This is a genomic window from Luteibacter sp. Sphag1AF, assembly GCF_014192715.1.
Lineage (GTDB): Bacteria > Pseudomonadota > Gammaproteobacteria > Xanthomonadales > Rhodanobacteraceae > Luteibacter.
On sequence record NZ_JACHYH010000005.1, the window covers coordinates 178,916 to 192,544 of the forward strand.

Annotated in this window: 14 protein-coding genes; 8 read left to right on the forward strand and 6 right to left on the reverse strand. The window is 60.9% G+C overall.

The features are described 5' to 3' along the window. Positions 1–15 precede the first annotated feature (15 nt). Positions 16–354 (forward strand): hypothetical protein, encoded by a 339-nt coding sequence (locus tag FHW69_RS13780; protein WP_255494807.1) that lies wholly within the window; start codon positions 16–18, stop codon positions 352–354. A gap of 218 nt (positions 355–572) precedes the next feature. Here FHW69_RS13780 and FHW69_RS13785 read toward each other — a convergent pair whose 3' ends face one another. Together FHW69_RS13785 and FHW69_RS13790 are read right to left on the reverse strand one after the other, a co-directional pair. Continuing rightward, positions 573–1,754 carry a tyrosine-type recombinase/integrase gene (locus FHW69_RS13785; protein WP_183423665.1) on the reverse strand — a complete coding sequence of 394 codons (1,182 nt, stop codon included), beginning with the start codon at positions 1,752–1,754 and terminating at the stop codon, positions 573–575. 176 nt (positions 1,755–1,930) lie between these two features. Next, entirely contained in the window at positions 1,931–2,479 is a 549-nt protein-coding gene (locus FHW69_RS13790) for a hypothetical protein (protein WP_183423666.1), read from the reverse strand. A gap of 177 nt (positions 2,480–2,656) precedes the next feature. On the opposite strand from FHW69_RS13790, the gene FHW69_RS13795 reads away from it, so the two are divergent. The 4 genes from FHW69_RS13795 (at position 2,657) to FHW69_RS13810 (ending at position 7,674) form a co-directional block, all read left to right on the forward strand. Further along, complete coding sequence (locus tag FHW69_RS13795; protein ID WP_183423667.1) at positions 2,657–3,760, forward strand: DNA-binding protein; 1,104 nt, start codon at positions 2,657–2,659, stop codon at positions 3,758–3,760. 26 nt (positions 3,761–3,786) lie between these two features. Further along, positions 3,787–5,484, forward strand: a complete 1,698-nt coding sequence (locus FHW69_RS13800; protein WP_183423668.1) for a hypothetical protein — start codon at positions 3,787–3,789, stop codon at positions 5,482–5,484. Then, a complete protein-coding gene (locus tag FHW69_RS13805) occupies positions 5,481–7,211 on the forward strand; it encodes a hypothetical protein (RefSeq protein WP_183423669.1) in 1,731 nt (576 codons plus the stop codon). Before FHW69_RS13800 ends, FHW69_RS13805 begins: the two co-directional genes overlap by 4 nt. Positions 7,212–7,377: 166 nt before the next feature. Further along, positions 7,378–7,674: a nuclease-related domain-containing protein gene (locus tag FHW69_RS13810; RefSeq protein ID WP_183423670.1), complete on the forward strand. Its 297-nt coding sequence runs from the start codon at positions 7,378–7,380 to the stop codon at positions 7,672–7,674. Between the two features lie 617 nt (positions 7,675–8,291). Here the strand turns inward: FHW69_RS13810 and FHW69_RS19080 are convergent. Beyond that, the gene (locus FHW69_RS19080) at positions 8,292–8,420 is read right to left on the reverse strand and encodes a hypothetical protein (RefSeq protein WP_255494808.1); all 129 of its coding nucleotides are present in this window, start codon (positions 8,418–8,420) and stop codon (positions 8,292–8,294) included. Positions 8,421–8,616: 196 nt separating this feature from the next. Between FHW69_RS19080 and FHW69_RS13815 the strand changes: the two genes are divergently transcribed. From FHW69_RS13815 to FHW69_RS13825, 3 genes are all read left to right on the forward strand, one after another. Then, a complete protein-coding gene (locus FHW69_RS13815) occupies positions 8,617–9,693 on the forward strand; it encodes a hypothetical protein (protein WP_183423671.1) in 1,077 nt (358 codons plus the stop codon). 251 nt (positions 9,694–9,944) lie between these two features. Next, positions 9,945–10,517: a hypothetical protein gene (locus FHW69_RS13820; RefSeq protein WP_183423672.1), complete on the forward strand. Its 573-nt coding sequence runs from the start codon at positions 9,945–9,947 to the stop codon at positions 10,515–10,517. Between the two features lie 115 nt (positions 10,518–10,632). Continuing rightward, positions 10,633–11,172 carry a hypothetical protein gene (locus tag FHW69_RS13825; protein WP_183423673.1) on the forward strand — a complete coding sequence of 180 codons (540 nt, stop codon included), beginning with the start codon at positions 10,633–10,635 and terminating at the stop codon, positions 11,170–11,172. Positions 11,173–11,782: 610 nt separating this feature from the next. On the opposite strand, the gene FHW69_RS13830 is transcribed toward FHW69_RS13825, so the two are convergent. The 3 genes from FHW69_RS13830 to FHW69_RS13840 all read right to left on the reverse strand — a co-directional run bounded on the left by FHW69_RS13830 (position 11,783) and on the right by FHW69_RS13840 (position 13,608). Beyond that, positions 11,783–12,049, reverse strand: coding sequence for a hypothetical protein (locus tag FHW69_RS13830; protein WP_183423674.1), 267 nt, complete (start codon positions 12,047–12,049; stop codon positions 11,783–11,785). A 162-nt stretch (positions 12,050–12,211) separates the two neighbouring features. After that, positions 12,212–13,357, reverse strand: coding sequence for a zonular occludens toxin domain-containing protein (locus tag FHW69_RS13835; RefSeq protein ID WP_183423675.1), 1,146 nt, complete (start codon positions 13,355–13,357; stop codon positions 12,212–12,214). Continuing rightward, the gene (locus tag FHW69_RS13840) at positions 13,357–13,608 is read right to left on the reverse strand and encodes a hypothetical protein (protein WP_183423676.1); all 252 of its coding nucleotides are present in this window, start codon (positions 13,606–13,608) and stop codon (positions 13,357–13,359) included. Before FHW69_RS13840 ends, FHW69_RS13835 begins: the two co-directional genes overlap by 1 nt. Between the last annotated feature and the right edge of the window lie 21 nt (positions 13,609–13,629).

A 13,629-nucleotide genomic window follows, 5' to 3' on the forward strand; every position in this document is an offset into this window, starting at 1 on the left:
ATGCCTATGCAGCTCATGCTCGACGACGAATCCGGCATCCCAATCCCTCTGGACGACTTCGCCCGGGAGGCATGGGCCGTTCAGCTCGGGAGGGCGGAAGCTGCTCAAGGTGTCGAACAGCTCTGTGAACGGCTAGCAGAGTGCTTTGCGACGAGCTTGGCCGGGGTCCTTGACGCCGACCTCCAACTGCCCTCGGAGGCCCAGGTTCGCTACGCAACCGACATATCCCGAAACCTGGGCATTGCGCTGCCAGCCGAAGTGCTGCGTTTCCGCGGAGCCATGTACGAATTCCTCGAGCGGTTCGCCGAAGCGCACCGCTCCCGCCGCCGTAGCCAGGCCCGCGACGGCGGATAGCCCGCCTTCGCGAAACGGATGCCTTCGAAAGCGGGCAGCATGATCTCGCTGATCGTGTTTATACGAGCTGACCTTCCAATCGGACCTTGATCTCGCGCCCCTTCTAGTTGAACAACAAGTACATCGACGACTTCATCAACTGGCCGAGGCCGAGATTTGCTGACTCTAGGACGGAGTCCTCACACCAGCAATTCCCGGGGGGGGGGGGCAGCGGCATATTAGGAGCGGTCCCGTCGGCGCTGCATCGCCGCCAACTTGGCAAACCGGTCCTCGCCGGCGTCTCGCGCAAGGACGCGTTCCGCGTAGCGGATCGGCATGCGCTCGCTGGCCCAGCGCCCGGCGACCTGCACCTGCGCTGTCGACGAACCCGCGCGTACCATGTCCTGCGCGGCGCCTACGCGTGCGGAGTGCCCGGTCAGCCAATGCAGATCGAGATCCAAGCCGGCCAGGCTCACCGCACGCCGAAAAACAGCACTCACCTCGCGCGTGCCCAGTGGCCTCTGCTCACGCTGTCTTGCACGCTCCCTGCGCGTTTGCCACTGCGCACCGACCGCTTCGCTCGGTGCGCCGGCGGGATCCAAGTGGACGTCGTCGGATATCGCATGGAACACGAACTCGCCCTGCGACGACTGCGTCCGCCACGCGTCGAGCGCGGCCAGCGTCGCCGGGCGTAAATACAGCGTGCGTCCGACGCCGGCTTGATCGGTCTTGGTCTTGCCCAACCGATAGGTGGCGCCGCCATGTGGCAGCGGCATGAGCCGCGCCCATTCCATCGCGACCAATTCAGCCGAGCGCATCATCAGGTCGTAGGCGACATGCAGCATTGCCGCATCACGTGCGCGGCGGCGCCGTTGCGCGTGCTCCGCCACCGGGCGCAGCCCCGCGGCCACCCGCCGCACCGTCAACGGGTGCGCGAGCAACGCCGTGACGAGCTGATCGAGCAGGTCGAGCGTCATCGGCGCGGCCTGCCGTTGTTCGCCGTCGAGCTGCTCGCGTACGAGGTCTCGCCAGTAGTCGCGAGCAATCGCGCTGTCCATAGGGCCGGGACAGCCATGGCGGCGGTGGATGTCGGCCAGTGACCAGAGCAGGTGTTCGAGCGTGGCTTTCTTGCGCCCCGCTGCAACCAGTTGGTCAAGCAGCTCGCGCACGTCGTCAAAGCGTGCTGGCAGCACCACCCGGTCGTAATGCGCGCAGAAGGCCAGCCAGGTCAGCCAGTCGGCCGCACGGGTACGGCAACTGCTCGCCGCTAAGCCGCGGGTGCCGTGCCGTTGCTGTTGCGTGACGTAGTCCTGTGCGCTGGCCAGTTGCTCTTCGGAGAGGGCGAAGCGAAACGGCGCCCCCAACGGACCAAGAATCGCCGCCGCAATCGGTGCGAGGCCGTCGCTGGCGGCATCGGCCAAGGGTACAAGTCCCGTCGCGGCGCTCTGCACGTCTGTTCGCCGGGCTGTACGCAGCTGTGCCGCGAGCTGATCGCGGGTGGCCTGGAAGGGCAGGGGCGCAACATCCCTACGCTGGGCCATAACTCGCTCCAGCGGCGCACAAGGGCGCTGAGCGAGCACCATAAGTCACGCCGGCCTCAACCATTGTCATCCGACGGACCCACGCGGGGCGGGGCGGTGGGCGAGGGCAGCAGGAGGGTAAGGGTTACCGGCAACCCGTCCGACCCGGTCAGATGCACGGGATGTCCCACATCGATGACCGCGTCGACGAACGCGCAGCTCGCCGGCGACGCGTCACCCTTCTGCAACGTATAAACCACGGCGACGGCCGCCCGGCCGTCGGGGCGAAGCGCCTTGACTACCGAACTCACTGTGATCGCGCGATATGGCTGGTCGGCCAGATGATCCTGCTGCTGAGCATTCACCTGACCGACGACGTTCAGACCGGCGTAAGCACCGAGCTCGCCCAGTTGCCAGACGAGCCGCACCTGGAGGGCCTCCTCGGCCATATTCACCTGCGTGTCGTAGATCACTTGGGTGCCGCACGTGAGCTGTTGATGTTCCATCACCCGTAGCGCAGGTATGGCAGGCCGCGCCGACTGAGCGGTAGCGGAAGTGACCAAGACAACGACGCCCGCCAGCGCGCAGACCAAACAGGCGGGGCGGGTCAAGAGGTGGTTGTGCATGAGGAGCATCCGTGCAACGAGGGCAGATGCTTTCAGCCTAACGCTCTTATCGATATCTGACAAGTGGCATTGTCAGAGGTTGTTATTTGTCAATAATTCGGCATATGTATGCCATATTTTGTTGCGCCAAATGCGTCGCGTGCGTAGTCTCGACGTGCCCTCCGTCGAGCACGCGCCATGAATGATGAGAATTCCTTGAATGCGCTCGAACAGCAGGTGCGCGCCGCGTGGGAAGCCCGCTGCGGTGTCCGTCGAGGCCCGCTGGATCAGGCGGACGTCGACGCCATCGCCGAAGCCGCGTTCGCATTGGAGGGGACAAAACCGACGGTAGAGTTCATCCGTCGCATTGCTGGCGGCGGCTCGCCCAACACGATCCACCCCAAGCTCGATGCGTGGTTTCGTCAAGGTCGCCAAGCGGCCGGCCCCAGTGCCGTCCCTGCCGAGCTGATCACTCTTTGGGAGCGGCTGCAGGCCGATGCCACTCGCTTCGCCCAAGATGAGCTCTCGCCGTTGCGCGCCGCGATCGCGGACGATCAGGCGGCGCTGGCCGCGGAAGCGGCGCAGCTGGCCGCGAGCCAAGCCGCGCTCGCCGACGAACGCGCGACTACCGAGCGTGTCGTCACGGCAATGCGCGAGGAGTTCCAAGGCCTGCAAGGGCGCAATGAGGCGCTGCAGAGAGAGCTTGCCCGCGTCAATGATCAAGCCCGTGAGGCGGCCGAGATGATCAAGCAGCGAAACCACGAGGTGGAGCGGTTACAGCGTGAGGGGGCCACGGCCAAGACCGAGCACTCCCACCTCACCAACCTATTGGCCGCGGCCGACGTCCGCTACGCCTCGCAACAGGCCGAGCTGAAAGCTGTACGCGAGGCCACGCTGGCCATCGAGACACAGGCCCTTGCGCTGCGCGCGGAGGCCGCAGAGTCGGCCAACGCGCTCGTCAAAGCCCAGCAACGCGCCGAGCTACAGGACCGCGAACTCGGCGCGGCACAGACCACGCTCGCGACGCTGACCGATCGGGTAGACCAACTGGAGCAGGCGCTTCAGTTAGCGCAGACCACCGCGAAAGCGGACGCGAGTCTGCATGATCATGTGGCCGCCGATCTCCGCCGGGAGCGCGAGGCTTTGGTGGCGGTCCGAGCGATAGCGGCTCGAGCCAGCGAAGCCTTGGCGGCCAGCCAAGCCACGGCGGCCGCACTGGTCCAGGAAAGGGACCGCTTGCACGCCGTCCTCATGCGTGTCTCACCCGATGAGCCGACGATCGTCGACAATGCCCCTGGATAATTCGCCTACCCTCACAAGGAAGCGTTATGGACCCCGAGCCGGCAGACGCCCAATGGATCGCGTGGTTTGATAGCGGCCAATTGACGGCCCATCTGAAATTCGATGATAGCGACGTTGCCGGCCTGGCCCGTCTGCACAACGAAGGACGCCTGGACCTCTTGTCACTGGTCGACACCGGACAGGTGCAGGCGCTCGATGATATGCGCTTCTTCGAGGTGGCCGGCGTATTGGAGCGGTTGCTGCCAGACCTCGAGGCGAGCGCGGAGCGCCTCATGACGGTGGTCGCGGCGTTGGTTCAGCGCGGCGGTGCGGACTTGGCATCAAACACGCCCAACACGGCGTTGCGCGCCTGGTTCGCCCGACGTCCGGCCGAGGCGCGGCGCGTGATCGCCCAAGCGGCGCAGGGCCATGAATCCTCGACACATCATCTGACGTTTGCCCTCGAGGCACTCGAAGACGCCGCGCAGGCGCGGGTGCTAACGGCCACGCGCACTGGCGCCTGCCGGATCGGCGCGCTCACGGCGCTGTCGCGGATCGTCGATTCCCCCGACGGGTATAGGGCGTCGCTGGAAGTCCTTGCCGAGCTCGACTGCGCGGCCGAGGGCGCAGACCTCGCCGTCGAGCAACAAGCGTTCATCACAGCCGCCAGCATCCACGCCCGCGCGACGCCGGCGGTAGCGGCGACGGCCGTCGCGACATTGGAGGCGCTTCTGCGTCGTTATCCTCAGAGCTTGGCTGCGGCCGTCGTGTACGCCTTGTGGAGCCAACCGACCTTGCTGGATACGCCGCTCTTTCCTCACCTTTTGGAGGTCGCCGCTACCGCGGACGCGAGCCACGCGGGGGTGGTCCGGCAATTGGACGAGGTCGCCCGGCGACTGGTTGCCGCCGGGCGCGCAAAGGACGCTGCGGACCTAGTAGGCACCATGATAGTTGGTAGCGGGGGGACGCTCAGCGGTCGGGCATTCAAGAGCTTCATGCACGCGACGCTGGCTGTGCCGCCCAATGAGCTCGGGCAGCTGGCGATAAACTGGCTCCTTAGCGAGGATGCGGCGCTTTGCGAGATGCTGCACGAGATGCTGGGACAAGGCGAGCTGGAGGGGCGTCCGCTGGCAATCGACGCTGACGCGTTCCCTCAATCGTACGAGGAGCTGATGTTTCTGTGCGGCAAGGCGGCGGGGTGGCTGATGTTCGTCCCGGTGTCGGCCACGTCAGTATTATGTGCGGCCGTGCGCGCGACCGACGGCACGCAGCGTGAGGAAATCGGGCAGCTGTTGACCGACTTGCTCTTCGACAATTACCACTGCGCGAGCGAATATGCACAGACGTTGGTGGACGCCGAACCACCCTGGGCATGCTTGCAACCTTTTCTCGAGACGTCCCGAGCGTATCTCGATCGCTGGAAGGAAATTCCGGCGATTCCCGAACTCGCTCCGTCGGACGAGCACCGGCGCGTCCAACACCTCAAGCGCACCGATGAAATGCGCGAGGTGCACAAGAGCGCCCACGAACAGTCTTTATTCGCCTCGCTCTTCAAGCGAGCGGTGATCCTCCACGGGTCAGGCATGGCGATGATGCTGCGCGACGCCGACGGCAGCAGCCGACGCATGGACACGCCGATGGGAAGCTTTAGCGTATCGAAGGAGATCCCGCGTCAACTAGCCATCGATCCCATTGGTTTTGACCTAACTCTACGGACACTCCGAGTGGGGAAGCGGCCTGCATGAAACTCTTATTGCGCGAGTACGTGGCGGCATTGAAGGAACGCGGGGAGCTGGATGCCATTCTGCCGGACCTTTTGTCCGAACTGGGTTACAACGTGTTCTCGTTTCCCAAGCGCGGGACGGCGCAGCGCGGTGTAGACATCGGCGCTGAGCGGGCGGACGAAGACGGCATTCGGAAGGTCTATCTGTTTACCCTGAAACAGGGCGACCTGACCCGACAGGATTGGGATGGTAGCCCTCAAGCGGTTCGCCCCTCGTTGAACGAAATCCTGGATACCTATATTCCGAACCGGCTGCCACCCCATCTTCGCGGTCTTCCTATCATGATTTGCCTGGTCTTCGGCGGCAACGTGCGCGAACAAGTCAGGGAACAGCTGACGTCATTTACGACCAAGCATTCCACTGACCGGATTTCCTTTGTGGAATGGAACGGCGATTACCTTTCCGGACTGTTACTCACGGGGTTACTACGTGAAGAGCTCTTACCAGCCTCAATGAGGAGCGTCTTCCAGAAAGCGGTTGCCCTGGTCGACGAGCCGCACGCCTCGATTGTGCACTTCCGGCAGTTGGCCACCGCGCTGCACGAGGCTGCCAACGCCGATGCAAAGGTACGTGTTCGCTCGGCTCGACAACTGAACATCTGCCTGTGGGTGTTGTACGTCTGGGCCCGTGAAGCAGGCAACCTAGAGGCGGCCTTTCTGGGAAGCGAGATCGTCGTGTTGGCGATATGGGACTTGATGCGATTGCATATCGGTGCGCAGGACAAGACAGCGGAAGATATGTCGCGCGTCGTTTCCGAGGTAATTAGCCTACACATCACGATCCTCGGTAGCCTGGTCGACGAGAAGATCATGCCGCATGTCGCAATTCGGCACGGCCTGACAAGCGCGGTCCCCTCGCATCGTGCGATCGACAAGAACTTAGCGCTCTTCGACATGCTCGGGCGAATCGCCCTTGCGGGGATCTGGCTCGACTGGCTTCGGCAACGCGATATTGATATCGACAAGGATGCGTTGTACCAAGCGAGTCGCGCCTACCTGCGCGGCGGCGTTGCATTGATCGAAAACAACCCGGTGCTCCTTTTGCCCGCTACGGATCATCAGGCAACCGATATCGCCCTTTTTCTCATGCTGTGGCTGACCAGTGCCACGGCGATCGCCGGCAGTCAAGCCTGGTTGGTCATGATCGTGGAGCGACTCGAGTACACGCTTCACACGCACGGCCAGTACCCGTGCACGACGTCGGACTATCGAGACCTTGCCGAGCATCCACGGCACCGCTCCGATGCCTACCTCGAAGAAATGACCAGCGCGAGCACCTTGGTTCCCCTGGTCGCCGCATGGCTGGCAGGGCTCAAAGACCAGCAGGGCTTCGACCAACTGGCCAAAGTGGTTCGTGAGAAGTTGCAGCATTGCACGCTGCAGTTTTGGCTACCCGACAGCGATACCGACGCCAACTTATTTCATCCGCGTAAACAACACGGCCGTGCCTTGTGTGGCCTGTCGCTGGACGAAGGGGCCAACGCTTTCTTGGACATGGTAAAGGCGGCATGCCACGAGGACCACGGTTTCAATGGTCTTTCGGCTATGCAGACGGGGTACTGGCCAATACTGCTTCTGGCCTGTCGTCATCATCGGTTGCCCCTGCCGCCGCATTTGTGGCTACCGGCATTTAGGGAGCGGGGTGAGCCGGGACCATCGGAAGGGTCGCCATCGGAACAGCCCGAATAGTTCAGATGCCTCAGCGAAGGCCCCGGACAAAGTGCCGGACGCTCAACATTAAGCGCGCGGGATGGACGGGCGGCCGCTCCAGCTATCGCGATCAAACTGCGCTGCCGTAAGATCACTAAGTGGGAGATCAGCCGCGATGGAAGCAAATGGCATGACGGAGATGTCCGTGTATGTCGACGAGGCCATCGAGCATGCCTCGGAACGCGACGTGCTGGCTGCGCTGGTCGACTCCCTTTTGTACGCGGGCACGGGGGCGTCGATCTTTGCCAATTTCCACATCGGGGGTCGTCAGATGGATTGTCTCATCGCCACGGACGCGCTGACGCTGGTTGTGGAAGCGAAACATTTCTCGCGCCGGGTGCGCGGGAAGGTGAATGGACTCTGGCAGATGCGTGCGGCGGGAAGCGTTTGGAAACACGTTGGCAACTCCTACCTGCAGCACTTGGCGCGAAGTACGCGTTAAGGGACGTGCTGGGGGCCCGTTATGGCGACACGAGCGGCTATCCGTATGCGTGTGTTGCCGTCGCTCCGGGGCTGCCGGCGGGATCGGATGTCCCGCCGTCTGACCACAAAGTCTCCGTCGTTGACCTGGACAACTTAATGTCCGTCGTCACCCAGGCCTCCAGCTTGCGACTCTCCCGAGCGCAATGGGCCGACTTTGCGCGGCACCTGGGTCTGCGACAAGTCCGAACGCTGACGCTTGGCGTTCAGCCTGTGCATAAGGGATCTGGAGCGCCTGGCAGAGACACATCGCATCCCCGGAGACCTTCTTGGTCGGATCTTTACTTCCCTACTCGTGGTGAGGCGGTCAGACCACGTCAGCTTCGTGCACGAACTCATATTCTCGGCATTTGCTGCCGAATCGATTGTGCGGCGGAGCAAGGACGACCTCGAGATTGTCCTTCGGGCCCTATGCGCGCCCAAATATCAGAATGCACGCGCGCTTATCCTGGGTGCCTACGATGACGAACGATTCGTTACCAGGCTGCTCGCCCACGCGACAGACACGGACCTCTTAATTTCTGCAGCTAATGGTGAATGCGGGCGTCCTGCGTGCGACTAGACAATAGCCCGTTGCGATCAGATTTTTGAGAAAATGACGTCCGAAGCGGCAACGGTCAGGTTCTCGTTGGAAGCCGGATCGTGGAATGGTGCGGGCGTCACCGAGACTAGCGTCTTCGAATGGACGCCGTCGGAAGTAGCGCTCATGACAACGATCTCCGACCGCGTGTGGCGTGGGTTTTATATCGATCGCGTCATGGATGTCATCGGCGTCATGGACTAGTCACTAAGCCGGGGCTTTCACACACTAAAAGACGAGGCGCGAAGCAAGAACATTGGCCTGCGCAGCGGCTTGTTTGCGGATGCTTACATCATGCGGGGCAGGGCAGGGATTTCGAACCTGATGGCTTGCATCGCGAACAATATTCCCGCGTTTCGCACTGATAGATCCAATTTCACGGGCAGGGCTGAGTGGGAGCGCGCTCAGATGCCTGGGCAAGTCTACTTTCTGCTTACCTTAGTGAGATTCGCAGAAGATAAGGAGGCTGCTCTCCCGAATGTTCTCTCGCGACTGCGTGAGCCGTGGAAGTATCAGGCCTATCACCTACAGCTCGCGCTCTTAGATTTCGTTCACTTCATTCGCTTGTCCGATGACACCGCGCGGCAGGACTTAATCGTGGCCTTGGAAGCGTTACTGCCAGGCGTCAGTCCCTTACTAGCCAGCATGGTGTTCGAATCGCTCGAACACTTGGGCGCCTTAGAAGATGAGATTAGCCAGCACATCGCTACCGTTCGAGCCGAGTTGCGGGATGTTCTTACCGACATCGTGAGCTCAGACACATGTGGGAGGGCTCGGAGCTTGTATGTCGGCCAGTTCGATCACCCGTACGCAAGCGCCTATTGCGAGGCCATCCAAGATCTGGGTTCCGATGGCCGAAAACGCCTGTTAACGATGGCCTGTAAAGGCGCGGAGAGCGCCGGAATGTTTGTGGCACCGATGTTTCAAGAACTGGTCGAATACGATGATCCTTCGGTCGCCCATGCCATCGAGCGATGGCTAGAGCTCCCAGCCATCGACAGTTTTATGCCAAAAGAAGCAATTGCCTTATTTGTGTGGGCTCATGCGGGCCTGGGCATGCCAGGGGTTCCGCTAAGCCCCCCGGAAGAGTATCGGGGTGACTCGACGGCAAATCCGTTGATTGTCCTCGGGCGTCTGTACTACTGGATTCATCACCCGAACGTGGAACCGGAGGAGCTCAAGACGATTTGTGAGCGAGCGATCAGCGAGTTCCGAAGGCCCGGCCAACTGGGAGCGGCGTCGGCCCTATGTATGGTGACGCAGTCAATGGCGCACGAAGACGGCGTCCGCAAATCCGTCATCGAACGATTCCCAGATTTGGTAAGAGAGATCTGCCGGAACGCATTGCGTCGTTCTGCACTTCGCGGCTACGATGATCGGGACTCTTGGGAGCATCGGTGATCTGCCCCTCCTGCATGGTATTGGTGAGCGCGAGGACATCGGGGCCTCACTGATTAAGGCGATCCAGCGAATCGAAAGCCAAATCGGCGGCTTCCGGGAGTAGGGCTCTCGCCCATGCATCGCTCGATGCGCCGGTGACGCCTCGTCGCACGCACGCCGACAGTACGAGCGCCATACGGCTAACCGCCGCAACACCTCACTCCGATGACCTCGGCCGGCCGAACTCATTTTGCGAACCGAAAGGAATCATCATGGTCTTGAGAATTCATCCCTGTGACGCGGCCGTCGATGAGCCGCGGCTGGCGAAAGGCGTTGAGTGGATTGGGACGCCCCGCGAGGAGCTTCCTCACTGGCGGCATGGCGGATTCACCGCGTGGAAGGCGCCCGTGCTCAACGAGAAAACTGCCACCGTGCTGTACGTCGGCAAGTACGTCGACGACACCATGACGGCAGAGGCATGGTTGTTCATTCGTCCGTTCACGCTCGGGCAGATCGACGGGTTCGAGGCATATACCCTTTTTACCGAGCCGTATGCGAGGGAGAAGGGATATGCGTCGTTTCTTCTCAAGGCGGCACTGGCAGAGTTCGAGCCCCTGATAAGTGATCGAAAAGGTATGACCGAAGGAGCCTTTTGCTTGTGGACTCGGCCAGCCGCGCCATGGCAGTGTGAGTTGGTGGACAAACGAACGGGTAGCATCCTGCCGGCGGCATCGATTCCGGCAGAGTTCAAGACCGGGGCGGCCGGGGAGGACACCCATTTGCTCCTCCGTTTGGCGAGCAAAGCAACGATGCCTGATGTCGGCTCACGAAGTGCGGACAGGTAACATTCTGCAGGACACGATACGTTCGTCAACCACAGTTCCCCGATATCGCGCTACTCGACTTCGCATGCTTGCACGCTCCACGTGCACAGGTGCTACGCCACATCAGGATCAACCGATGCTTCCACTGTGCCTCAAGCCTATAAATTTCGGTAGCTGGGAGCAGGAAGCGTGGGAAGACTACCGCGATCGCCTTTCGCTGCCTGCTGACGAAGCCGTGTTGGAGTTTTATCGGCAAGTAGTCTATGACCACTTTGATCATTTCAACGAGCACTACCCACAGCTCGATCTGGACGACTATGCGCTGTCGATTGAATACGTCACGGCGCAGGAAGCCTCTGAGAGCATCAGGTACTTCCATAACCAGCCGATGACGGAATGGGGATGGCAATACGACCAGTTCAAGTCGCGCAATCAAAATTATATGATTTACCAGCGCATGGCCAAGGATCTTACGCCGCCGTTTCCGCCTGTAGTCGTTGCCACCGAATCGCTGGCTGACGACGGCTGGCGAGTGTATGGGCGCGACCTTCATCTAATCGAAGGCACGCACCGGCTGAGCTATCTGGGGCGCATGCTGGAATTAGGCGAAATTCTGCCGACGAGTCTACACAAGTTCGTTTTGCTGCGACCGCGCCTTTCCTCCAGCGACGACTAAGCTCGAAGAGCGGTGATCTGCCTTCAAAGTAGTAAATGCTCGCTAAACCCCGGCTCTTCGGGGCAGTGATCAATGTTTAGTTCCGCGCACCTTTGCATGGATGCGTGGACGAGCCGCCGAGGAAATGATCAACCTTCAGTTCCGTTCTGCGGAGAACTAATTCCCGATCTTTTCTTAAGATGTTAAATGCTTGGTAAATTCAGCCCGTTTGGGCTAGTAACGATCTCAATTTAGTTCCGCGCACTTCAGGCGCTTGCTGATTTGCGAGCAGGAAAATTCAGGGGGCGGCAGTTCTTGTCTCTTGAGCCCTACCTGCTTTTAGTTCGCATAATGTATATTATGTAAAACGAAGGATGCGTCGGAAGATTGCTGGCATGCTTCTTGCGGTGGCCGAGGCCCTACGATCTTCGAGACACCGCTATGCGCTTCCACTGGACGTTTGACGACACAGAACAAATCCTTCGCGCACCCTCTGGATGGGCCATCAGCGTGCGCGAAATCGCCCAGGGTCTTCAAGACCGCCTCCACAACCGACATGACCTGACCGGCCCTTGGGCCGGTTGGCGTGTAAGGGGCCGCGAATTACGCGGAAAGCTGCGAGGCAGAACGATCAGCGTAACGCCGGAGCTGCTGAACTTGGCGCTTGAGGCATTGGATAGCACGTGCCAGCCGGCTTGGTGTAGTAATCAAGCATCGCGTGCGCATGAGCAAGATCCGCGCGAAGGATCTCAATTTCCTGCTCAGCACTGTCCTGAGGTGCAGTGCGGACCACCAGCTGGCGGACAGGCTCAGCAACCGGATAACGACGCACGTACTCCTGATAGCCCACGTATGTGATGGCCAGAATGACAGCGGCAACGATTGTCGAACGATCCATCCCTTGTCCACCCGTGGAAACGCGTGAGGATAGCCGAACAGCAAAAGCGGTTGTCGGGGAATGGATTGAGGTCAAAGAAAAGCCCCGGACAGCGATGGTCGGGGCTTCTTCGTTGGAGAGGTTCGAGAGCGTATCCGTAGGGGTTCCACCCCTACACCCCGATCAGCGGTCGCCGGAAAGGGCGCTGACAACCGTTTGCTGCGGAGGGATGTACGCGGCTTGCCCGATCCCCGCCTTCCATGTGCCACTGACGCCCCCTGTCATGGCTACAGCGTCCGCCGACGGCGGCGAAGCCGCTGTCGACGGCGGACGCTGTCCCTCCCTGTCAGAGCGCGAGCCGGGCGGCTCTTGGAAGGGGTTATACATGCCGCCTTCGCGCACTATCGCGCGACACATGTTGACTTCGACCTGATACCGCGTGCCCTGCTCCGTGTTGCACAAGCAACGACCATCCTCCGAGGCAATGCAATACAAACGCGGCTGCGCTCGCACGGCCATACCATCAAACGCCGGAGCTGACCACGGAACACCATCCACACGCGGCTTAATCCATTGCGTATAGCTCTCCGTACGCAACTCCGCCGCATGCCTCGCACGCTCTCCAAGCTCCGGTTCGTGTGCACCGTCATTGCTCATCCTCCCCACCTGCTTGATGGAGTCAGTGTTCTGCACCTGCGCCTTGCGAATCAACACAGGCACCGATACCGCAGCCGCAATCGCAACCACGACCAACACGGCGAAGATGTACACCTTGCGCGGAATGCTGCGCTTCATCGTGTGCAGCGATGACGACTTGTACAGCTCGAAAACTTGTTTGGGCAATGTGCCCACGGACTCCACCGCGGACTTCTGCACAGAGCCCTTTTCTGGGTCATCCATGCACCTGCCCCACGTATATCGCGACACAACAGTGCTCTTGAACTTGCGCACCGTATGCACGTGCTTGTCAACCAAGCGGCGCACGTACGCGCTCATGTTCTGCGGGTGCTGCGTCGTGAGCAGGAAGTCCATGCCGTGATGACGCACCTTCGCAATACGCTGCACCCAAAGAGCCGGGTTGCCTCGATCCTTGGGCATCAAATGCTCTTCCTGACACTCATCAAGGCAGATGATCGAACCGGGCGGCAGCTCCCACCAAGCGTGCAATTGCTCCATGGTCAGTTCAGCGGCAAGGCCCTCCTTAAGCCCGTTGATACCCATCGCGAAGATCGGCCTACCCGGTTCCGCTTCTCGCAACCGAACAATCTCCGCGACAAGCTGCGCAGTCTTGCCCGCACCTGGCAGTCCGGTGAACAAAGCAACTGGCATTACTTGGCCCTCATCGTAAAGAACGACTTGGTGCTGTTCACCCACGCACGACCCGCGAGCGCGCTCAACACAATGGTGATATGCACGTCAATACCGAGAAAGCCGACGTACTCAGCGAGGATGCCTGCTTGCGCGAAACGCTGCGCAATCAGATCGCGCACGGGCGAAATGACGACCGTGTACGTGGCCAAACCAACAGCAGCGCCCGCCATGGCCTTGATAGCAAACTCACCCGCAACGGTGAGAAGCATGCGTCCAATCCAACCTACGAT